At 38.1% G+C, this 22,255-nt stretch carries 23 protein-coding genes; 17 read left to right on the top strand and 6 right to left on the bottom strand.

All coding sequences use genetic code 11. The features are described 5' to 3' along the window. Positions 1 to 47: 47 nt before the first annotated feature. The 7 genes from ASU02_RS04385 to ASU02_RS04415 all read left to right on the top strand — a co-directional run bounded on the left by ASU02_RS04385 (position 48) and on the right by ASU02_RS04415 (position 6,256). A complete protein-coding gene (locus tag ASU02_RS04385) occupies positions 48 to 752 on the top strand; it encodes a DUF2953 domain-containing protein (protein ID WP_332307622.1) in 705 nt (234 codons plus the stop codon). 17 nt (positions 753 to 769) lie between these two features. Then, positions 770 to 1,249, top strand: a complete 480-nt coding sequence (gene ytfJ, locus ASU02_RS04390) for a GerW family sporulation protein (RefSeq protein WP_057761401.1) — start codon at positions 770 to 772, stop codon at positions 1,247 to 1,249. 133 nt (positions 1,250 to 1,382) lie between these two features. Further along, positions 1,383 to 1,883 carry a thiol peroxidase gene (gene tpx / locus ASU02_RS04395; protein WP_057761403.1) on the top strand — a complete coding sequence of 167 codons (501 nt, stop codon included), beginning with the start codon at positions 1,383 to 1,385 and terminating at the stop codon, positions 1,881 to 1,883. A 240-nt stretch (positions 1,884 to 2,123) separates the two neighbouring features. Then, positions 2,124 to 3,110, top strand: a complete 987-nt coding sequence (locus ASU02_RS04400; protein WP_057761406.1) for a class I SAM-dependent methyltransferase — start codon at positions 2,124 to 2,126, stop codon at positions 3,108 to 3,110. 378 nt (positions 3,111 to 3,488) lie between these two features. Beyond that, positions 3,489 to 4,676, top strand: a complete 1,188-nt coding sequence (locus ASU02_RS04405; RefSeq protein WP_057761743.1) for an acetate kinase — start codon at positions 3,489 to 3,491, stop codon at positions 4,674 to 4,676. A 228-nt stretch (positions 4,677 to 4,904) separates the two neighbouring features. After that, the gene (locus tag ASU02_RS04410) at positions 4,905 to 5,747 is read left to right on the top strand and encodes an EcsC family protein (protein ID WP_057761408.1); all 843 of its coding nucleotides are present in this window, start codon (positions 4,905 to 4,907) and stop codon (positions 5,745 to 5,747) included. After that, complete coding sequence (locus ASU02_RS04415; protein ID WP_057761410.1) at positions 5,744 to 6,256, top strand: MogA/MoaB family molybdenum cofactor biosynthesis protein; 513 nt, start codon at positions 5,744 to 5,746, stop codon at positions 6,254 to 6,256. The genes ASU02_RS04410 and ASU02_RS04415 overlap by 4 nt, the downstream gene beginning before the upstream one ends. Positions 6,257 to 6,502: 246 nt before the next feature. Here ASU02_RS04415 and ASU02_RS04420 read toward each other — a convergent pair whose 3' ends face one another. Beyond that, on the bottom strand, positions 6,503 to 6,817 hold the full coding sequence (locus ASU02_RS04420; RefSeq protein WP_057761745.1) for a hypothetical protein: 315 nt from the start codon (positions 6,815 to 6,817) through the stop codon (positions 6,503 to 6,505). 214 nt (positions 6,818 to 7,031) lie between these two features. Here ASU02_RS04420 and ASU02_RS04425 point away from each other — a divergent pair, with 214 nt between their 5' ends. The 3 genes from ASU02_RS04425 to ASU02_RS04435 all read left to right on the top strand — a co-directional run bounded on the left by ASU02_RS04425 (position 7,032) and on the right by ASU02_RS04435 (position 10,136). After that, the gene (locus tag ASU02_RS04425) at positions 7,032 to 8,240 is read left to right on the top strand and encodes an argininosuccinate synthase (RefSeq protein WP_057761412.1); all 1,209 of its coding nucleotides are present in this window, start codon (positions 7,032 to 7,034) and stop codon (positions 8,238 to 8,240) included. Beyond that, on the top strand, positions 8,237 to 9,625 hold the full coding sequence (gene argH, locus ASU02_RS04430) for an argininosuccinate lyase (RefSeq protein WP_057761414.1): 1,389 nt from the start codon (positions 8,237 to 8,239) through the stop codon (positions 9,623 to 9,625). The genes ASU02_RS04425 and argH overlap by 4 nt, the downstream gene beginning before the upstream one ends. Before the next feature lie 202 nt (positions 9,626 to 9,827). After that, on the top strand, positions 9,828 to 10,136 hold the full coding sequence (locus ASU02_RS04435) for a DUF2087 domain-containing protein (protein WP_057761416.1): 309 nt from the start codon (positions 9,828 to 9,830) through the stop codon (positions 10,134 to 10,136). 97 nt (positions 10,137 to 10,233) lie between these two features. On the opposite strand, the gene ASU02_RS04440 is transcribed toward ASU02_RS04435, so the two are convergent. Then, positions 10,234 to 10,683 (bottom strand): universal stress protein, encoded by a 450-nt coding sequence (locus ASU02_RS04440; RefSeq protein WP_057761418.1) that lies wholly within the window; start codon positions 10,681 to 10,683, stop codon positions 10,234 to 10,236. A 112-nt stretch (positions 10,684 to 10,795) separates the two neighbouring features. On the opposite strand from ASU02_RS04440, the gene ASU02_RS26615 reads away from it, so the two are divergent. Then, positions 10,796 to 10,963 carry a hypothetical protein gene (locus ASU02_RS26615; RefSeq protein WP_165571525.1) on the top strand — a complete coding sequence of 56 codons (168 nt, stop codon included), beginning with the start codon at positions 10,796 to 10,798 and terminating at the stop codon, positions 10,961 to 10,963. Between the two features lie 47 nt (positions 10,964 to 11,010). Here ASU02_RS26615 and ASU02_RS04445 read toward each other — a convergent pair whose 3' ends face one another. Continuing rightward, positions 11,011 to 12,108, bottom strand: coding sequence for a M24 family metallopeptidase (locus tag ASU02_RS04445; protein ID WP_057761420.1), 1,098 nt, complete (start codon positions 12,106 to 12,108; stop codon positions 11,011 to 11,013). 410 nt (positions 12,109 to 12,518) lie between these two features. Here ASU02_RS04445 and ASU02_RS04450 point away from each other — a divergent pair, with 410 nt between their 5' ends. The 3 genes from ASU02_RS04450 (at position 12,519) to ASU02_RS04460 (ending at position 14,960) form a co-directional block, all read left to right on the top strand. Then, on the top strand, positions 12,519 to 13,199 hold the full coding sequence (locus ASU02_RS04450; protein ID WP_057761423.1) for a metal-dependent hydrolase: 681 nt from the start codon (positions 12,519 to 12,521) through the stop codon (positions 13,197 to 13,199). A 98-nt stretch (positions 13,200 to 13,297) separates the two neighbouring features. Further along, positions 13,298 to 13,540 carry a hypothetical protein gene (locus tag ASU02_RS04455; RefSeq protein ID WP_057761425.1) on the top strand — a complete coding sequence of 81 codons (243 nt, stop codon included), beginning with the start codon at positions 13,298 to 13,300 and terminating at the stop codon, positions 13,538 to 13,540. Between the two features lie 103 nt (positions 13,541 to 13,643). Next, complete coding sequence (locus ASU02_RS04460; RefSeq protein WP_057761427.1) at positions 13,644 to 14,960, top strand: CBS domain-containing protein; 1,317 nt, start codon at positions 13,644 to 13,646, stop codon at positions 14,958 to 14,960. Between the two features lie 72 nt (positions 14,961 to 15,032). On the opposite strand, the gene ASU02_RS04465 is transcribed toward ASU02_RS04460, so the two are convergent. Further along, a complete protein-coding gene (locus tag ASU02_RS04465) occupies positions 15,033 to 15,329 on the bottom strand; it encodes a YtpI family protein (protein ID WP_057761429.1) in 297 nt (98 codons plus the stop codon). A 146-nt stretch (positions 15,330 to 15,475) separates the two neighbouring features. Here ASU02_RS04465 and ASU02_RS04470 point away from each other — a divergent pair, with 146 nt between their 5' ends. Continuing rightward, positions 15,476 to 16,411: a DHH family phosphoesterase gene (locus tag ASU02_RS04470; protein WP_057761431.1), complete on the top strand. Its 936-nt coding sequence runs from the start codon at positions 15,476 to 15,478 to the stop codon at positions 16,409 to 16,411. A gap of 54 nt (positions 16,412 to 16,465) precedes the next feature. Here the strand turns inward: ASU02_RS04470 and ytrI are convergent, their stop codons facing one another. After that, positions 16,466 to 16,966, bottom strand: coding sequence for a sporulation membrane protein YtrI (ytrI, locus tag ASU02_RS04475; RefSeq protein WP_057761434.1), 501 nt, complete (start codon positions 16,964 to 16,966; stop codon positions 16,466 to 16,468). Then, entirely contained in the window at positions 16,963 to 17,298 is a 336-nt protein-coding gene (locus tag ASU02_RS04480; protein WP_057761436.1) for a YtrH family sporulation protein, read from the bottom strand. Before ASU02_RS04480 ends, ytrI begins: the two co-directional genes overlap by 4 nt. 191 nt (positions 17,299 to 17,489) lie before the next feature. On the opposite strand from ASU02_RS04480, the gene dnaE reads away from it, so the two are divergent. Next, positions 17,490 to 20,852, top strand: a complete 3,363-nt coding sequence (dnaE, locus tag ASU02_RS04485) for a DNA polymerase III subunit alpha (RefSeq protein WP_057761438.1) — start codon at positions 17,490 to 17,492, stop codon at positions 20,850 to 20,852. 160 nt (positions 20,853 to 21,012) lie between these two features. Continuing rightward, positions 21,013 to 22,251 carry an NAD(P)-dependent malic enzyme gene (locus ASU02_RS04490; protein ID WP_057761440.1) on the top strand — a complete coding sequence of 413 codons (1,239 nt, stop codon included), beginning with the start codon at positions 21,013 to 21,015 and terminating at the stop codon, positions 22,249 to 22,251. The last annotated feature ends 4 nt before the right edge of the window (positions 22,252 to 22,255 follow it).

A 22,255-nucleotide genomic window follows, 5' to 3' on the forward strand; every position in this document is an offset into this window, starting at 1 on the left:
CAGGTTTATTTTTTTTATATTCGTACATACTATTAGGCTGAAAGGGTGTGAAGTTATTGAAATGGCTGCTCATCACCTTAATCGTTCTTATTCTATTAATTATTAGTGTAATTTTAACGAAAGTAAAAATTCTCCTTTATTACTATCACAATAATGACAATGATCATTTAAAAATTGAGTTTAAAGCATGGTTTGGATTAATCAAGTATAAAAAGGAAATTCCTCTTATTAAAATTGATGATAATTCTCCAACCATCGTGACAAAGGAAAAGAAAACTTTAGGACCTCTAGAGGGTACGGAGAAGAAAGATACAAAACAGTATTCAGCTACAGACCTGATGAATAGTATTCAAGATACGAAAGAGCTTCTTACACATGTTGTCTCCCTTCATCGGATTGTAAAAAACTTTTTAAATAAAATTTCTATTAAGGAATTCTCTTGGCATACGATGGTCGGAATCGGCGATGCTGCTTATACAGGTATGCTTACAGGAGCTTTTTGGGCGTTAAAAGGAAGTGTAATTGGATTGATTAGCCACTATATGAAATTAAAAGCGGCGCCTACTATGTCAATCACTCCTCAATTTCAATTTGCTGTTTCACATACGGTAATTTCATGTATTTTTCAATTTCGAATCGGACATGCTATGGGAGCAGGTATCAAATTAATTAAATATTGGAAGGGCGGAATGGCATCATTTAAAACAAAGCCTTTATCCGCCTTATCTAATGATAAAACTAAAACAGTATAGAAGGGGAGGCTTTCCTTATGTCTGACCATCCAATTCAAGGGTTAATGACGACTGCTATGGAAAATCTGAAGGAAATGATTGATGTAAATACGATCATTGGTGATCCTGTCGAAACACCAGATGGCAGCGTGATCCTAACGGTTTCAAAAGTAGGTTTTGGGTTTGCTGCTGGTGGAAGTGAATTTAAACTTGATAGCCAATCAGGAAGCGGCGGGCAAGGACAATCAAGCGGACATCCATTTGGCGGAGGGAGTGGCGGCGGTGTTTCTATCACTCCAATTGCATTCCTCATTGTTAATTCCAAAGAAGTAAAAATGGTGCATCTGGATGAAAGTACACATTTATATGAGAAAATTCTTGATTTAGCTCCACAGGCAGTAGATAAAATTCAGCAGATGTTTAATAGTAAAAATAGCAATAACAATAATCAAGACAGTCATCAATCTCAAGGCAATAAACAAGATTATGATGGGGCTAAGCATGATTTAGATATATAATGCAAAGGGTTAACTTTCCAAGGAAGGAAAGTTAACTTTTTTCTTGGTTTTTTAAATCTTAATCTTTGCAAAAAGGATTCTGAAAAGATATGATTTACAATGTACATATTGAAGTTTAAGGAGGATGAGTGTAGTGGCATCAATTACATTTAAAGGAAACCCAGTTACGTTATTAGGAAATGAAGCAAAGGTTGGGGAGAAGGCTCCAGATTTTAAAGTTCTTGCAAATGATATGTCTGAAGTAACTTTAGCAGATTCAAAAGGGCAAGTTCGATTACTTAGTGTTGTTCCTTCCATTGATACAGGTGTTTGCGATGCGCAGACTCGTCGATTCAATGAAGAAGCTTCTAAATTAGGAAATGTTAAAATCCTTACAGTAAGTGTGGATTTGCCATTTGCACAAAAACGCTGGTGTGCTGCAGCAGGAATTGAAAATGTTCAAACGGTTTCAGATCACCGCGATCTATCTTTTGGTGAAGCATATGGAGTTGCTATTCAAGAGCTTCGTCTTCTGGCACGTGCAGTTTTTGTTGTTGATTCAAATGATACAATCACATATGCAGAATATGTGAGCGAAGCAACAGATCATCCAAACTATGAAGCAGCAATTGAAGCAGCAAAACAAGCGAAGTAATTAAGCAAGCCCCGGGTCAATATCCGGGGCGTTTTTTCTTGTAGGTAAGAATGCATTAGATTATCACAAGAAGTTCCTTGATGTGGTTGGAAATTTTAAGGATTATGTTAGAATGCGCCACTATCCTCGCTTTTTCAAGGCTTGCCAATCAGTTAGTTTTCGATATATATGGAGAAAAACTTGAGATATCAATCATTCCATTTTAAAATAGGACGAAGAATATGAACGGGAGGATTTTGTATGAGTGTAGCACCGGTAGAAGAATTATTTACCGTTTTTAATGAAACGGCGATGATCATTCAAGAAGAGTTAGCATGTACATATTTAGAAGCTTTAGCTGAAACAGGAGAGAATATTTTCCAGGGGAGTATCCTGCAAAAAGATGAACTAAGTGAGTTGACGATTAAAAGATTAACAAAAAGTTATGACTCGATTCATTTAAATCGTTTTTCAAATGAAGAAATTAGAAAGTCGTTCCAGCTAGCAATCCTTAAGGGCATGAAGGAGATTGTCCAGCCCAATCATCAAATGACTCCTGATGCCGTCGGTATGCTTCTTGGTTATTTAGTTGGTAAATTTGTTCAAGATCAGTCTTTCCGACTGCTTGATCCTGCGGTTGGAACGGGGAACTTATTAACAACAGTTATTAATCAGCAGCAATCAAAGGCAGTAGAGGCGATAGGGCTTGATATTGATGATATTTTAATTAAGCTTAGCTATGTAAATGCAAATTTGCAGCAGCACCCAATCCAATTTTTTAATCAGGATAGCCTTGAACCATTATTCATAGAAGAAGCTGATGTAGTTGTGAGTGATTTGCCTGTGGGTTATTATCCCAATGATCTAAGGGCAGCTGATTATGAAATGAAGGCGGAAAAAGGGCATACATATGCACATCATTTGTTCATTGAGCAGAGCATGAGGCATGTGAAAGCTGGCGGCTATTTATTTTTTATTGTTCCTAATGGGATTTTTGAGAGCGAGCAGGCTCCGAAGCTTCATGAATACTTAAAGAATTACGGAATCATTCAAGGCTTACTGCAGCTTCCGCTTAGTTTATTCAAAAATAAAAATGCCGCAAAAAGCATTTTTATTATCCAAAAAAAGGGAGAGGGAGTTAAGCCGCCAAAGCAGGTGCTCCTAGTTAATCTGCCTAGCTTATCGAAAACCGCTGAAGTAGAAAAAATTCTAAGTAAAATTGATGGATGGTATAAAGAAAATAAATAAATATTCGAGAAGCCGATTGCTATTTCGGCTTCTTTTTTATATAGGAGAAGAAAGTATATTATCGTTAGAGTCATGCTTGTTCCAGTGCGATCTCCCTATAAAACTTTATGTCTATTCCCTGTCAAAAGCCTATATCGAATCACTCTGCTTCCCGTGTTCCCTTTATCGAAAGGAAGAACCCCTCCAGTTTGTACGGCCTTTTCTTTATTCAGAAATATTTTATTTTAATTTAAAAGCGAAAACATTTTCAGCTCAATCTTGAAAAGTTCGGCTGACAATGTTTAAATGAGGAATTGAGAGATATTAATGATGTCCGTTGTACAAAATAAGATTGTACTGTTTTTTGTGATGTTGTTATGTAAAAGGAGCGGTAGAATGATGGCAAAAATTATTGCAATTAACGCCGGCAGTTCCTCATTAAAGTTTCAATTATTTGAAATGCCAAGTGAGGAAGTGATTACGAAAGGTTTAATTGAACGGATAGGTTTGAACGATTCAATTTTTAATATAGTAGCGAATGGGGACAAAATAAAAGAAACATTAGATATTCCTAATCATGAAGTGGCAGTTAAACTTTTACTGGAAAAACTAACAGGGTTAGGAATTATTCAATCACTTGACGAGATAGAAGGAATTGGCCATCGTGTTGTACATGGCGGGGAAGAGTTTACTGATTCAGTCCTTATTACTAATGAAGTTTTAGCAAAGATTGAAGTATTATCTGAGCTTGCCCCACTTCATAATCCAGCAAATATTACTGGAATTAAAGCTTTTCAGCAAGTGCTGCCTGATGTACCAGCAATTGCCGTATTTGATACTGCGTTTCATCAAACGATGCCTGCAAGCTCATTTCTTTATAGTTTGCCATATGAATACTATAAGAAATACGGAATTCGTAAATATGGTTTCCATGGCACATCCCATAAATATGTGTCCCAGCGTGCGGCAGAAATGCTTGGTCGTCCATTGGAACAATTGCGCTTAATTTCCTGCCACCTTGGAAATGGTGCAAGTATTGCAGCGATTGAAGGGGGAAAATCAATCGATACATCCATGGGTTTTACCCCGCTTGCAGGTGTGACAATGGGAACACGTTCAGGGAATATTGACCCTGCGTTAATTCCATTTATTATGGAAAAAACGAACCAAACAGCGGATGAAGTATTGGATGTTCTCAATAAAAAGAGCGGAATGCTTGCAGTATCTGGGTTCTCCAGTGATTTACGCGATATTGAGGTTCAAGCATCTGAAGGAAATGAACGGGCAAAATTAGCGCTCGAAGTGTTCGCAGGGAGAATTCATAAATACATCGGCTCTTACGCTGCTAAAATGTACGGAGTAGACGCTATTATCTTCACAGCAGGGATAGGAGAAAATAGTGATGTCATTCGTGCGCGAGTGCTTCAAGGTCTTGAATTCATGGGTGTATATTTTGATCCTTCTCTTAATAAAGTGCGCGGGGAAGAAGCATTTATTAATTTTCCGCATTCACCTGTTAAAGTCATGATCATTCCTACGGATGAAGAAGTCATGATTGCCAGGGATGTTGTGAGGTTGTCCAAATAATTTGTTGCCACAGCTTAAATAAGCTGTGGTATTTTTGTAGTTGAATTTTGTTTAACATGTCCAATATATTGGCATGTTAAACAAAATAGGACTTTGTCAATTTAATCGGTGTTTTATTTAAACATATTGGATATAGAAAATATAACATTAGACATTTCTTCGTAAAGAATTCACCTTTTCAATTATGCTATACTTTAGCAAAAGAGGTAGGAAATGGAGGAATTCCTTATGGCATTGTCCGAGCGGGATAAACGGGTTTTAACTGAAATTCAAGAATGGGAAATGAAATTATATAGCTATGAGCCTAATGATTTTGAATGGACGTATGAAAAATACTTGGAAAAATCGTTTTCATTGCTGCCGGAAAATATTCAGGAGCAGTTCTTCTCTACTCTTGATAACTGGCTATTTCACCTTCATGCACTCATTCAAGGATCGAATATGCAACAAGATGCTAAGGAACGGATATTAACAGCTGGTCGAGTGTTTAATCCAGAGCTGATATCGATTGAAGACCTGAATCATTTGCGAATTGATCAGCTTCAATACATCGCAGATCAGCAAATCGCCCGTCATCGGCTTTATTCCTTTGCACAGGGAGGAATAGCTGGAACGGGCAGTTCGCTCATGCTTGGGGCAGATATTCCAGCGATTGCTGTAATTAATCTAAGGGTAGTCCAGCTAATAGCAATGACCTATGGAATAGAAGTGAATACGCCCTATGAAATGATGACCTCCCTTAAGGTTTTCCATGCATCTACCTTGCCGGCACGCATGCAAGGCAAGGCATGGGAGGAACTAATGCGAGAGCTTCAAAATCAAGAGGAATATTACTTTTATGAAGGCAAGGAAGAACTTGCAGATGTGACTTGGATCGAGCAGCCTGCCAAACAATTATTAAAAGGATTGGCAATTTTTATCTTTCGCAAAAAAACAATTCAGGGCATTCCATTCATCAGTATGGCAATAGGTGCGAGTGCAAATTACCAGCTGACAAGAAGGGTATCAGAATTTGCCCACAAATATTATCAATACAGATATTTACATAAGAAGGAAGGGAAGAGTTTATGAGTTCACAAGAACATAAAATGGAAGCGCCTAAACAGGTTGCCTGTAAAGTGATTACGGTAAGTGATACAAGAGATAAGGTTACAGATAAAAGCGGGAAGCTTATGATTGATTTATTAGAAGAGGCCGGCCATCAAGTACACAGTTATTGTATTGTTAAAGATGAAGCGGAAGAGCTCCGTACCGAAGTTTTGAAAGGGTGTAATGATCCAGAAATAGATATTGTACTTACAAATGGCGGAACGGGTATTGCTTTAAGAGATATTACAATTGAAACGGTAAAGGCATTATTTGATAAGGAAATTACCGGGTTTGGCGAGCTTTTCCGAATGCTTAGCTATCAAGAGGATATTGGCTCAGCTGCGATTTTATCGCGTGCCGTTGCAGGGACCATTAAAGATAAAGCGGTTTTTTCAACTCCTGGCTCATCAGGTGCGGTGAAGCTAGCGATGAACAAGCTGATTTTGCCTGAACTTGGCCATGTGGTCAGAGAGCTGAAAAAGGATTTGTAAGCCTGTCTATTATCCCTATAATAATAAGGGAAAAGGGATGAAATGATAAGGATAAATATGATCCCTGATTTTACGGATTTTGGAAAAGACGGTCACAAAAAAGTAAATACGATCCCTGATTATACAGGTTTTGGGAAAAGCGGTCGCTATAAAGTGATTACAGGCCCAATCATGCAAACTTTGGATAAACTGGTTACAAAACGGCCTAAAAAAATCCTTTCTATAGTTAGAAAGGATTTTTTATTTCTACATATGGACCTTCTCAGAGATATCCTGATGAGTACGGTACCATAGCCAAAGGTCATTAATAATGGAGGCAAGTTCAGCAATTTCGCTGTTTAACTCACACGATTTAATAAAATTTTCTTCATTTGAAAGCAGTGCTTGTTTTGAATTGATATGGTCTTCTAATTCTGCAATTCGGTCAGGAATTCTGCCTCTGATTTTCTCCCAGTGAAATAAAACGGTTTGCTGTGTCTCCTTAGAATAATCATCCCAGTCCTGATGAAAACACGGGATAGGAATACCTAGTCGTTCATTATATAAAAAATAATCCACGATTAACATCCTCCAGCAATAAGTTGTTTCTATTCTACTATACTATGAATTTTCCTTCCACGTATTGTTAGTCTAAATAAAACAGAATAAATAAATAATTATACATTTTGATGAATAACTATTGATTTATATTTGAAATATGGTATCTTATAACATATAAATGAATAAAAACAAACAACGATGAATAATTATTCGTACCTAGAGGAGGAAAATTTTTATGTCAAATCCAAAAGTTGTACTAGCCTATTCAGGCGGTTTAGATACCTCAGTAGCTATAAAATGGTTGGGAGATCAAGGATATTCAGTGGTAGCCTGCTGTTTAGATGTGGGGGAAGGAAAGGATCTTAATTTTATTCAAGAAAAAGCGTTAACGGTTGGTGCTGTTCAATCATATGTAATTGATGCTAAGGATGAGTTTGCGAGTGAATATGCATTAATGGCACTGCAGGCACATGCATTATATGAAAATAAGTATCCATTAATCTCTGCATTATCAAGACCGCTAATTGCAAAAAAGCTTGTTGAAGTTGCTGAAAAAGAAGGAGCAGTTGCAGTAGCGCATGGCTGTACAGGAAAAGGTAATGACCAAGTGCGCTTTGAAGTGGCTATTCAAGCGTTAAATCCAGACCTCGAAGTATTAGCGCCTGTCCGAGAGTGGAGCTGGTCTCGTGAAGAAGAAATTGAATATGCAAAGCAAAAGAATATACCTATTCCTATTAATCTAGATTCTCCATTTTCGATTGATCAAAATTTATGGGGAAGAAGCAATGAGTGCGGTATTTTAGAGGATCCATGGGCTTCGCCGCCAGAGGAAGCCTATGAGCTTACAGCAAGCTTGGAGAATGCACCGAATACGCCAGATATCGTAGAAATTGGCTTTGAAAAAGGAGTTCCTGTTAGCTTAGATGGGAAAAACTACCCGTTAGCACAGCTTATTTTAGAATTAAATACATTAGCTGGAAAGCATGGTGTTGGCCGTGTGGACCACGTTGAAAATCGATTAGTAGGGATTAAGTCACGTGAAGTATATGAATGTCCGGGAGCGATGACTTTAATTAAAGCACATAAGGAATTAGAGGATTTAACTTTAGTAAAAGAAGTCGCACATTTCAAACCAGTGATTGAGAAGAAAATCGCTGAACTTATCTATGAAGGACTTTGGTTTTCTCCACTGCAAAATGCTTTGGCTGCCTTCCTTCAAGAGACTCAAACATATGTTACTGGAACAGTAAGAGTAAAACTATTTAAAGGTCATGCCATTATTGAAGGAAGAAAATCTCCGTATTCTTTATATGATGAAAAGCTTGCCACTTATACATCAGACGATGAATTTGATCATAATGCTGCTGTTGGATTCATTAAGCTTTGGGGACTGCCAACAAAGGTGCAAAGCATTGTTCAAAAGAATAAGAAGGTGACAGTGTGAAAAAACTATGGGGCGGCAGATTTACAAAGTCAGCAGAAGAATGGGTCGATGAATTTGGCGCCTCCATTTCGTTTGACCAAGAATTAGTCATGGAAGATATTGAAGGAAGCCTTGCACATGTATCGATGCTAGCTGCATGTGGAATTATTTCTGATGAAGAGGCAAGCACGATTAAGGATGGACTGAAGCAGCTTAAGAAGAAGGCAGAAAATGATGAGCTATCTTATTCCGTTAAATTGGAGGATATTCATTTAAATCTCGAAAGCTATTTAACTGAACTGGTTGGTCCAGTTGGCGGGAAGCTGCATACAGCCAGAAGCAGAAATGACCAAGTGGCAACAGATATGCATCTATACTTGCGGAAGCAGGTTAAAGTGATTATTGAACTAATTCAGGAAATGCAGGAAGCTCTAATTGATCAAGCAGAAATGAATATTGAGACGGTCATGCCTGGCTATACGCATCTTCAGAGAGCACAGCCTATTTCATTTGCTCATCACCTTATGGCCTATTTTTGGATGCTTGAAAGAGATAAAGAACGTTTCAGCGAAAGTATAAAGCGAATTAATCTCTCTCCATTAGGTGCTGGAGCACTAGCAGGAACGACATTCCCGATTGATCGATATGTAACTGCTGATTTGCTTGGATTTGAGGGCATATATGAAAACAGCCTTGATGCTGTTTCTGATCGGGATTTCATTCTCGAATTTTTATCGAATTCCTCTACGTTGATGATGCATCTGTCAAGATTAAGTGAGGAATTTATCCTCTGGTCCAGCCAGGAGTTTAAGTTTATTGAACTCGATGACAGTTTTGCAACAGGAAGCAGCATCATGCCGCAAAAGAAAAACCCGGATATGGCAGAGCTAATCCGCGGGAAAACTGGCAGGGTTTATGGAAATTTGATGGGGCTTTTAACGGTGTTAAAGGGATTGCCATTAGCCTATAATAAGGACATGCAAGAGGATAAAGAAGGCATGTTTGATACGGTGAAAACCGTAACAGGTTCACTTAAAATCTTTGCTGGTATGATTCACACTATGAAGGTGAACAAGAATCATATGGAAAAAGCAACGAGAACAGATTTCTCCAATGCGACTGAGCTTGCGGATTACCTTTCAGATAAAGGCATACCGTTCAGAGAAGCTCATGAAATTGTCGGGAAGCTTGTGCTGACATGTGTCCAGCAAGGCTGTTATCTTGGTGACTTACCATTAGCAGAATATCAAAAGGCGAATTCACTTTTTGAAGAGGATATTTATGTGGTGTTAGACCCAGTCACTGCTGTGAAGAGAAGAAATAGTGCTGGTGGAACTGGATTTAAACAAGTTGCCATTGCGCTTGAGAAAGCAAAAGCTTTGGTAAATAACAAACTAAAAATTTAATAGAAAGTCGATAAAATGAGCTGGTCCAGTTGGATCAGCTTATTTTGATTGGAGAAATGGAAAAATTCTGATTATAGAACTTTATATATGATAAAATGAAATGGCAGCTGACTATTGACAGGCTGTTTGCAATCATACTTCATTCCGAGTTGCATTGAAAGTTTTTTTGAGATTCAACAGGAGATTCAGGGAGGGTGCTGTCGTGTACATAAAAAAGTTTACATTTACTGCAGAGGAAAGGAAAAAGACGATTGAAGCCTTTTTCAAGGATGGGATACTTAGAGAATTGCCGAGCAAAGAAAAGAAAAAGATCATTATCTTTTTAGAATTAATTAAGAAGTTTGAAGGTGGGGTCACTTACTCAGAAAAAGAAGTCAATGAACGGTTATCGCTCATCTTTGCTGACTTTGCTATTTTAAGAAGATATTTAGTTGATTATCAATTACTGGAGAGAAGTAAGGATTGCAGAGACTATTGGGTAAACGAGTATGTAGCAGATCAAATAAAATGATGCATGGATAAACGTACCCATGCATCATTTTTTATTTAATTATCACAATCGGGGGCCGTCCAGTTCAAGCGCAGCTAACCAAGATGCTTTTGATTTTCTAATCTTCTTTATTTGTTCGAACAACTAATACATCACAAGGAGCATAGCGGGTAATATTTTCAGATACACTACCAATTAGGAATCGTTCAACTGCATTCATTCCAGTGGCACCACAAATAATTAGGTCCACTTCATGCTTTTTTGCAATATCCTTTGGAATTTTAATTTTCGGAGAACCGTAATCAATGATGAATTCTACATGTGTAACACCAGATTCTTCCGCTTCGATTTTGTATTTTTCCATTAATTCTTTTGCGAACATATTGGCTCTTTCAGCAATGGTGCGGTCATATGCCTCTACGGTTGCAAATGTGCGAGTATCAATAATATGAGCAAGCAAAATATGTGCATCATTTCTTTTTGCGACTTCAATAGCCTTCTTAAAAGCCCATTCTGCCTCTGTTGAACCATCCACAGCCACTAAAATATTCTTATATTTCATTCCCATATCAATCTCCTCCTTACCTTTATTATACAGTAAGAAAAAGGGTATATCTGTAGCGAAAAATCGAACAATAAAAAAGGCAGTTCAATTTAAAAATTAAAGGAGTGAGTATCCTATGAACAAGCGGGAACCTAACAGCCAATCCAATTTATTCTTCGATGAGGAAGGCACAAATGCAGTTAGCGAGCAAATTATGGATGTTTACAATAGTGGTGTAATAGACCAATCAAATGCTAATTTTGATTTAGATGCAGGACAAGAAGAATCAGAAGGAAACGTTTAAATTCCTAATTGTGAAAAAGGCTGTCATATGTATGACAGCCTTTTTTATTAACGTATAATTTGCAGTTCTTTAGGGAACTTAGTTAAAATTTCTACCCCATCTTTTGTTACCGCTAAATCATCCTCAATTCGAACGCCTGCAACTTTAGGAACATAAATCCCTGGTTCGATTGTAAATACCATTCCTTCTTCAAGTAAAAGCGAGTTTGTTTCTGTTAAGGATGGATACTCGTGAACACTTATACCTAAGCCATGTCCAAGACGGTGCGGAAAGTATTCGCCATACCCTGCTTCAGCAATAATGTTTCTAGCGGTCAGATCCACTTCTGAACAAGCAATCCCTGGCTTACTTGCCTCAACCGCAGCAAGCTGTGCTTTTAAAACTGTATCATAGATTTCTTTTTGCTTGTCGTTAATGTCTCCGAAAGCAACTGTTCTAGTAATATCAGAGCAATAGCCGTTCCAAACGACACCTAAATCAAATAGAACGAGATCACCTTTTTGAATCTTCGTCATTCCTGGTGTACCATGCGGAGAAGCCCCGTTCGCACCGGTTAATACCATAGTAGAGAACGACATTTCATTCACGCCTTTTTTCTTTAAGGCAAATTCAATGGCTGCCAGCACATCAAGCTCCGTCTTGCCTTCCTTGATTTCTGCGCATCCTGTTTCAATGGCAAAATCAGCTAAAGCGCATGCCTCACGGATGATTTCAAGTTCTTTCTCATCCTTTACCATTCGCAGCTTTCTTAGTTTTTCTTCAGCAGAAACAAATGTTGCTCCACTGAAAAGACTAGAAATCGCTTCGTATCGTTCAACATTCATATGTTCTTTTTCAATCGCTACTTTAGAGACCTTTGATACCCTGCTTTGGATAGCCTTTTGTATAAACTCCCAAGGGTTTTCAATATCGCTATAACCGATAATTTCATTATCCCAGCCAGCATTTTTAGCATCTGGCTTTTCCATCGCTGGGCATACAAGAAATGGCTCTTCCTCTTGAAAAATGGCTAAGCCCAGGAGCCTTTCATGAGGATCACTCAAAAATCCGCTAAAATAAAATACATTTTCAGGTGCTGTAACAAAGCAAACCTGTACATCGTTTTCTTTCATCCAACTAGAGAGCTTCTTCAATCGTGTATTCATGTATGTAACCTCCTATATGTTATATAAAAGGCAGTTTTCGTATGCATTGTTGCTAACTAACATATAATTGGCAGAGGTTAAATTTTCAATCATGCTGCTCGTTTCACGGGTGCTGCGGTAAGCAAGAGCACAAGTTCAAGAAGGGTCTTACTTGTCCGGCTGCTCCCGATGGAAGTCTCGCAACTTCCTCTGCAATCAACTAGTTTATTTTGCCAGCAGTGTTTAATTCATACAGTTGGTTAAAACAACAATTTTATTAGAAAAAAGCCCTATAAAAAGAGTAGCAACTAACGATTAAAAAGTAAACTTTTAGAACTGTTTGTTAAAGGGAATGAATGTAGAAGGCAGGAGAAAAGGAATGATTCGTTGAAGTAAACTACTGTAATAGAAGAATGGAAAGGGGAATACAAATGAAGGTATCCTATCATGGACATTCCGTCGTAAAAGTTGAATCAAATGGAAAAACGATTTTATTTGATCCGTTTATTAATGGGAATGATTTAACAGACTTAAAGGTGGACGAAGTAAAACCAGATGTCATTATCGTTACACATGGACACGGCGATCATCTCGGCGATACGGTTGAATTGGCTAAGAAAAATAATTCATTAGTTATTGCTAACTTTGAGCTTGCAGCTTATTTAAGCTGGCAAGGGCTGAATACACATGGCATGAGTATTGGCGGGGCGTATAATTTTGATTTTGGTAAGGTTAAGCTGACACCTGCTTTTCATGGGACAGGTCTGGTGACGGAAAATAATGAAATAATTTACCTTGGTATGCCTGCTGGTGTCCTTCTAACCATTGATGGGAAAACAATTTATCATGCAGGGGATACCGGATTATTTTCAGATATGAAACTGATTGGTGATCGCCATCCGATAGATCTTGCCTTCCTTCCGATTGGCGATAATTTCACTATGGGTCCAGAAGATGCCGCATATGCTGCTAAGATTTTAGGGGCCAAAAAGGTCGTCCCTATTCACTTCAATACCTTCCCGCCAATAAAACAGGATCCAAATCAATTTGTGCAAATGCTGGATGAAGGCGTTGGTCAAGTATTGAATGCAGGAGAAACAATTGAATTATAAGGGAAAAGCACAGCTAGATAAGAGCTGTGCTTTTTTCAATACATGAATTTGGCCTGTCCGCATACATATTAGAGAAGAAGTTATAAGGAGGATTGTTAATGAATAAAAATCGATATTTGCTTTGCTTATTAGTTTGTGGCCTTCTCCTTTATTATGCTGCACCTAGGCTTGATGTTTTCAATGAGGGATTGGCGGGAGTATTCGCAATTTCCTGGCTGGCATTTGCACTCATTGTGATTGCTGGAAATTTGACCGCTTTGCTATATTCACCTAAGAATACAGCTGCAAATATAAAAACAAGAGGGAAAATGAAGGAGAATAAAAGGGCACGTTCCTTCTAGTGGTAAATAAATATTATTCATGACATTTTCACAACGAATTGTATTTAAGGCGTTTTTAACCTTATAATGAAAATATAGGAATTATATAAAAAGGGTGAACGTCTTGGCTACAAAGCATGAACAAATTTTACAATATATTGATGAATTGCCTGTAGGGGAGAAAATATCAGTTAGGCAGATCGCCAAGGCACTGACAGTAAGTGAAGGAACGGCGTACAGAGCCATAAAAGAGGCCGAAAATAAGGGCTATGTCAGCACGATCGAACGTGTGGGAACGATTCGAATTGAACGGAAAAAGAAAGAGAATATTGAAAAACTGACATTTGCAGAGGTTGTAAATATTGTAGATGGTCAAGTACTAGGCGGAAGAGATGGCTTGCATAAAACGCTAAATAAGTTTGTCATCGGTGCGATGAAACTCGAGGCGATGATGAGATATACAGATGCTGGAAGTCTTTTGATTGTTGGCAATCGTACACAGGTGCACGAATTTGCCCTAAAAGCTGGCGCTGCAGTTCTCATAACTGGTGGCTTTGATACAGATGATAGTGTCAAGAAATTGGCAGATGAACTACAACTTCCAATTATTTCTAGCAGCTATGATACATTTACGGTAGCAACGATGATCAATCGAGCAATCTATGATCAACTAATCAAAAAAGAGATTGTTCTAGTAGAAGATATCCTGACACCTGTAGAAGAAACGATTTGTGTGAAAACGACTGATAAAATCTATGATTGGCTAAAATATAACCGAGAAACACAGCATAGCAGATTTCCGGTTATTGATAAAAATTCCAAAGTTGTTGGCATGGTCACCTCAAAGGATATTATGGGACATGATCCAAGTACTCCGATTGATAAAATCATGACAAAAAATCCAATGACAGTGGGAAGAAAGACGAGCGTAGCTTCATCCTCTCATATGATGGTTTGGGAAGGAATCGAGGTGCTCCCGGTTGTTGATGATTCCAATAGGATTGAAGGAATTATTAGCAGACAGGATGTACTCAAAGCTCTTCAAATGATCCAGCGCCAGCCTCAAGTTGGTGAGACCATTGATGACATTGTAACGAATCAGCTTGTACTTACAAGCGGGAAGACAAAAGGGGAAGATATATACGGTTGTGATGTGACACCGCAAATGACCAATCATTTGGGAACCATCTCTTACGGTGTATTTACTACGATTGTCTCTGAGGCAGCTAGCAGGGTGTTAAGAAATTATAAAAAAGGGGATTTAGTCGTAGAGAATATGACTATCTATTTCCTTAAGCCTGTTCAAATAGAAAGCACTCTAGCCATTTATCCGAAAGTCCTTGAAGTCGGAAGAAAATTCGGTAAGGTAGATGTTGAAGTGTTCAATGAGGGCATTCTAGTTGGGAAAGCAATGATGATGTGTCAGCTGATAGAGAGATAATTAAATCAATAGTGCGCGATGCAAAAAAAGTAAAAGACGTTCCTATTTGGAGCGTCTTTAGCAATAAAAAGATTATGCTTCTTGTGCTTCCTTTGCAGCAAGTGGCAGATAATATTTATAGGCTTTTAAACCAGCATATATGCTGAAACCACCTATCAGGATAAAAATACCAGCAACAATATAAGTTACCGTGTTTCCGTTTAAGAATAACTGGTTCACACCGAATAGAGCAACAAAAAGACCAAGAGCGATACTTGATTTAGCTGATATCCACTTTCTTTCTGCTGGTCTCTTACTGCGGACATATTTCACTTTATACACCAAATAAAAAGCAAGTGAGATAACGATCAATATAACTAGAACAGGCATTTTATTACCTCCAGGATTCGACAATCTCCTACTATTTTAACGGGAAACAGGAGAAAATGCTATCTTTAGCTTCCTGTTTCTTTTCTTTTTTTGACAGTAATGTTTAAAATTAAATTATCTTATGAATATAAATAAAGGAGCAGAAAATGAAGGAGAAAATTTTAGAGATTATTAAACAATATGAAACAATTATTATCCATCGGCACGTACGACCTGATCCAGACGCATATGGTTCACAGGGGGGACTAGCCGAAATTCTCAAAGCATCCTTTCCAGAAAAGAATATTTATACAGTTGGTAAAGAGGAAGAGACACTAAACTTTTTGCGCAGACTCGATGAAATTTCGGATGAAACATATAATGGTGCTTTAGTGATTGTTTGTGATACGGCAAATGCTGAACGAATTTGCGATTCCCGCTATCAACTTGGGGACAAGCTAATTAAAATTGATCATCATCCAAATGTTGATGCGTATGGCGATATGATGTGGGTGGATACAGATGCAAGTTCTGTCAGCGAGATGATCTATGAATTTTACCTTGCGGGAAAAGAGAATGGGTTAAAAATGTCTGATGAGGCAGCAAGGTTATTGTTTGCCGGCATTGTAGGGGATACTGGACGTTTTCTATTTCCAAGTACATCGAAAAAAACTTTTGCATATGCAGGAGAATTAATTCATTTTAATTTCTCAAGACCGGAGCTATTTGATAAGATGTATGAGCTGTCTCCGAATGTCGTTAAATTAAATGGCTATGTCCTTCAAAACTTTGAAATGAAACAAAATGGCGCAGCTGCCATGGTATTAAGGAAGGAATTACTGGAGGAGTTTCAAGCAAAGGCTTCTGAAGCTTCCCTTCTTGTCGGAACATTAGGCAATATCGCCGGGATAAAAGCTTGGGTATTCTTTATTGAAGAAGAGGACCAAATTCGTGTCAGACTACGTTCAAAAGGTCCGATTATAAATGATATCGCAAGAAATTATAATGGTGGAGGCCATCCGCTAGCTGCAGGAGCATCCATTTATTCATGGGATGACATGGATGCAGTTATTAAAGAACTTGAGGAAATTTGTAAGAACTAGAAGCTGCCCGGTTGATCGCCGGGCCTATTATATAGTCCATCCTATTCAACTTAATTAATCTAGCATAATATCTAATTGAATAAACAAAGTTGTATAGATTACCATCTTCTTCACTTCAAGTTTGTATCGCTTTTCATTTACCTTTATTGTTTTATTTTCAATGATTCTTTCTATTAGTTCTCTGCTTTTATATACGGTATCAATGTCTTTTGCCTTCATGTTTAAAATATCCTCTTTAATTTGTTCTTCTATTTCAAACATACTAAAGGAGTCTAGTTTATATTTCTCACTGTTCCCTATTTTTACTTTAATATCTTGTATCGTTAATAATTCTCGATTCTTTTTATTAAGTGCTTTAAATTCTTCCTGCCAGATTTCTTTTTCCTTTTTTAATTCGGCAATCTCATCTTCCTGATTCTTTATTTCTTTACTGTATTTTTCTTGCCACTCGCCAAAAATGTACAAGAATACAAACCAGCTAATCATCCCGCCGATGGCAATACCTGCTAAAAAACGCTGCCAGACAGGATGTCGGTAATGGGGGGGGATTCTCATGAAATATGCTCCTGTGTCAGCCAGTTAATTAGCAAAGCACCTGTTTGCGCACCGCCAAACGCAGATAAAATAAGCAGAAACTGTTTGAAAATATCCTTTGTTTCTCCTTGCAGTACCCCTTTTTCAAAGCTGTACAACGTATCAAAAGTACCCCCAATCGCAGCGATAATTGCCCAAATTCGTATGATATTTGAGATTCGATAAGCTTCTGTCAATGGGGGCTTCCCGGTAAGAAAAGCGGAAAGACTTCCAATAATGGAACCGCCAATTAGCACACCGAGTGCAATAAAATAACTATCAAATAATGTCGCGAAAAAAGGCTGGACCTTCATAACATCCTTCCTTACTGAAGATTTATTGATTAGGCAGATAAACCGATTACTTCATCATATGGACAAACCATTCATAATATGTTTTTTTGTTTGGGTCTTTTTATATTCGGTGAAAAAAGGAGAACGTATTTTCTTTTTTTAGGGATGCGTCTTATAATAGAACAAGTAGAAGAAATAAGGGTGTGAGAGATGTGTCATTTATTCACCTTCATGTATATAGTGCATATAGCTTGCTGACAAGTACGGCCACGGTTGAGCAGCTAGTAGCGGATGCGAAACGAAAAGGGTTCGGCTCACTTGCATTAACCGATCGAAACGTAATGTACGGGACCGTTGCTTTTTATAAAGAATGTTTAAAGCAATCGATCAAACCAATTTTGGGATTGACGGTTGATGTGATTAGTGAACAATCCGCAGAAATGTCATTTCCAATTGTTCTCCTAGCAAGAAATCAAGCTGGGTTTCAAAATCTATTAAAAATAACAAGTGTTGTGCAAACGAAATCTCCTGAAGGGATTCCAATGAAATGGCTGAAAGCATATTCTGCTGGTTTAATAGCTATCAGTCCAGGAATGGAAGGAGAAGTTGAATATTATTTAGTTCAAGATGAATATGAAAAGGCGAAAAATGCAGCAGCCATGTATCTGCAAATTTTCGAGAAGAATCAATTTTATCTTTCGATTCAGAAACATAACATAGATTCTGAGCAGAAAATCCTTACGCATATTGTAACGATCGCTCATGAAATGAATATACAGCTAGCTGCTTCTAATCATGTTTGCTATTTATGTAAGGAAGACGCCTTTGCACAGGAATGCTTATTAGCTATCAAAAATGGTGTAAAGCTGCAGGATGATGATTGGGAAAGGCTAAAGAGTGATGAATATTATTTGAAAGACTCTCAAGAAATGGTTGAGTTATTAGCTGAATACCCAGATGCACTGGAAAATACAATCAAAATTGCAGAGCAATGTAACGTCATGCTTGAGCTTCACCAGCAAAAGCTGCCAAAGTATCCGGTTGAAAAGGATCAAACGGCAGATCAGCTTCTTGAAGAAGTGTGCTGGGAAGGGTTTAAGGAAAGATACCCTCTTGCCACAGAAGAGCATTATGAACGGTTAAAATATGAACTTAAGATTATTAAAAAGATGAGGTTTAGTGATTATTTCTTAATTGTCTGGGACTTCATGAGGTTTTCAAAGAAGAACGGAATTTTAACAGGACCTGGGCGGGGCTCTGCAGCTGGATCGATGGTTGCGTTTGTTTTGCATATTACAGACGTAGACCCTATAGAATATCAGCTTTTATTCGAAAGATTCCTGAATCCTGAACGGATCTCTATGCCTGATATAGATATTGATTTTCCAGACCATCGTAGAGACGAAGTAATAAAATATGTTTCCGAGAAGTATGGGGAGCTTCACGTCGCACAGATCATTACGTTTGGTACACTGGCAGCTAAAGCTGCCCTTCGTGATGTGGGCAGAGCTTTCGGGCTAAATTCTAAGGAGCTTGATAGTTTATCAAGAAGAATCCCTTCTAAGACAGGTATCTCTTTAAAAGACGCCTATAAAGAGTCAAACTCGTTAAGAATGTTTATCGAAGAATCGAATCTAAATCAAAGGCTATTTGAAACAGCACTTAAGCTTGAAGGATTGCCGCGGCATACTTCGACACATGCTGCTGGCGTTGTCATTAGTGAAAAACCGCTGGTAAGTATGATTCCAATTCAACGCGGCCATGAAAATGTATATTTGACACAATATTCAATGGAACATCTTGAAGATGTTGGCTTGTTAAAAATGGATTTTCTTGGTCTGCGTAATTTAACATTAATTGAAAATATCTTAATGTCTATTAAAAAAAAGACAGGCAAGAAGCTCGACTTGAATTCCATTCCGCTTCATGATAAGGCTACCTTTGATTTATTAAGCTGTGCGGAAACAACAGGTATTTTTCAGCTCGAATCAGAAGGGATGAGGAAGGTATTAAAAAACCTACGTCCCAACAGTTTTGAAGATATTGTAGCTGTAAATGCTTTATATCGGCCAGGACCGATGGAGAACATTCCTCTTTTCATTGAGAGAAAGCATGGGAAGAAAAAAGTTGAATATCCTCATCCAGATCTTATTCCTATTCTTGAAAATACGTATGGTGTCATTGTCTATCAGGAGCAAATCATGCAGATAGCTGCTAGAATGGCAGGCTTTACTCTTGGAGAGGCTGATTTGCTGCGGCGTGCAGTTAGTAAGAAACAAAAGGAAGTACTTGATCGGGAACGGGGACATTTCGTTGATGGTGCTTTGAAAAAGGGATACAACGAGAAAATAGCAAATGAAATATATGATTTAATTGTCCGTTTTGCAAACTATGGCTTCAACCGAAGCCATGCTGTTGCGTATAGCTTAATTTCCTATCAGTTAGCTTACTTGAAAGCGCATTATCCGCTCTATTTTATGGCTGCTCTTCTAACATCAGCAATCGGAAATGAGGGGAAAGTCTCTCAGTATATTAGAGAACTGAAACAAATGAATCTTAAGGTTTTGTCTCCTTCTGTAAATAGCAGCGGTTATTCCTTTTTAGTAGAAAAAGACGCCATTAGATATAGCCTGGCTGCGATCAAAGGGATTGGAGCAGCGGTCCTGAAAGAGATTTTTCATTCAAGGAAAAATAAAAGATTTCATGATCTGTTTGACTTTTGCATTCGAGTTTCATCCAAAGCTGCTAATCGAAATATTATAGAAGCACTAATCCATTCAGGAAGCTTTGATGAATTTGGGGAAGATCGCGCTGTGCTGCTTGCAACGGTAGATGCTGCAATCGATCATGCCCAATTGATGAAAACAGATGATGAGCATTTTGATTTTCTTTCTGAAGCTGACTTTTTTCCAAAGCCAAAATATACGAAGGTTGACCCAATCCCAGCGAAGGAAAAACTTGCTTTCGAAAAAGAGGTTCTAGGATTTTTTCTATCCAATCATCCTGTTTCTATTTATACGGAGGAATTGTCCGTTTTAAGTGCGGTCCCTCTATTTGAATTGCAGCCTTCCAATAAAAGAGGAAAGGCAGTTGTCTATTTAACAGAGGTGAAGAAAATTCGTACGAAAAAAGGGGTACCGATGGCGTTTTTATCAATTAGTGATGAAACGGATGAGATGGAAGCCGTGGTATTTCCAGACATGTTTAAACGCTTCTCCCATTTAATAAAGCAGGGAAATCTCCTTTTTATCGAAGGGAAGATCGAAGCAAGAGATGGGAAACGTCAATTTATTATTCAATCGATGGATGAAGTCCAAGCAGCAATTGAAAAGGAAGAAAATAAAGCGCCGACTTTGTATTTGAAAATAACCAAAGAGCATGAAAATGCAGAATTACTTTATGGATTAAAAAGTTTATTTAGACAAAATGATGGAAAAAGTCAAGTTGTGATATTTTATGAAAGCTCGAATAAAACCCTTCGATTAGGTGAAGAGGATCTAGTTAATCCGTCTGCAAGTTTTATTGAAAAGCTAAAGGAAATACTAGGAGAAAATAATGTCATCCTCAAACGCTAGTACTTTACAACATCAACATTTATGGTATATTTGTTAAGAAACGACTGGTCTGACCACTGTGACAGAAATGAAAAATAAGCAGGGCAGAATTGAAAGAGAAAGCTGAATTTTATAGTTTAGTGCATTTATCCATGCTGTTAATATAAGGAGTGAAAATTAGATGACTTTGCGTGAAGAAGCACTTCATATGCATAGAATGAACAAGGGGAAGCTAGAATCGAAGTCTAAGGTAGAAGTGAAAAATGCTGCAGATTTAAGCTTAGCTTATTCCCCAGGTGTTGCCGAGCCTTGTAAGGAGATCTATGATAAGCCGGAAACGGTATACGAGTATACAATGAAGGGGAATATGGTTGCTGTTGTTTCAGACGGCACTGCGGTGCTGGGTTTAGGTAACATCGGCCCTGAAGCAGCACTTCCAGTAATGGAAGGAAAGGCGGTTCTTTTTAAAAGCTTTGCTGGAGTCGATGCATTTCCAATCTGCTTGAATACAACAGATGTTGATAAAATCGTCGAAACGGTTAAATTGCTTGAACCAACTTTTGGTGGAGTCAATCTTGAAGATATTGCAGCACCAAGATGTTTTGAAATCGAAGAACGCCTAAAAAAGGAAGCAAATATTCCAGTTTTTCATGATGATCAGCACGGAACGGCAATTGTAACAGTTGCTGGTCTAGTAAATGCATTAAAGATAGTCGGAAAGAAAATGAATGAAATTCGTGTAGTTGCTAATGGTGCAGGAGCTGCAGGAATCGCAATTATTAAGCTTCTATACACATATGGGGTACGTGATATTATCATGTGTGATCGAAAAGGGGCTATTTACGAAGGTCGTCCTGAAGGAATGAACGACATTAAAAATGAAGTAGCAAAATACACAAACCGGGATAATACAAAAGGAAGTCTTGCAGATGCCATTAAAGGTGCAGATGTATTTATCGGTGTTTCAGCTGCAGGCTCATTGACTGCGGAAATGGTACAAACAATGAATCAAGATCCGATTATTTTCGCAATGGCTAATCCAACACCTGAAATCATGCCAGAAGAAGCGAAATCGGCTGGAGCCTCTGTCATCGGTACAGGGAGATCTGATTTTCCTAACCAAGTGAATAATGTCCTTGCATTCCCAGGAATTTTCCGTGGTGCTTTAGATGTTAGAGCGACACATATTAATGAAAAGATGAAAATTGCTGCTGTCGAGGCAATTGCAAGCTTAGTAAGTGATGAGGAATTACATGCTGATTATGTTATTCCTGCTCCATTTGATCCAAGAGTGGCGCCCGAAGTTGCAGCAGCAGTAGCAAAAGCAGCGATGGAAACAGGCGTTGCACGTATTAAAGTGGATCCAGATGAAATTAAAGAAAAAACAAGAAAACTATCTGTTATTGGGAAAAGTGAGTGATCCA

The sequence above is a fragment of the Cytobacillus praedii genome (assembly GCF_001439605.1).
In the GTDB taxonomy this organism is placed as follows: Bacteria; Bacillota; Bacilli; order Bacillales; family Cytobacillaceae; genus Cytobacillus; species Cytobacillus praedii.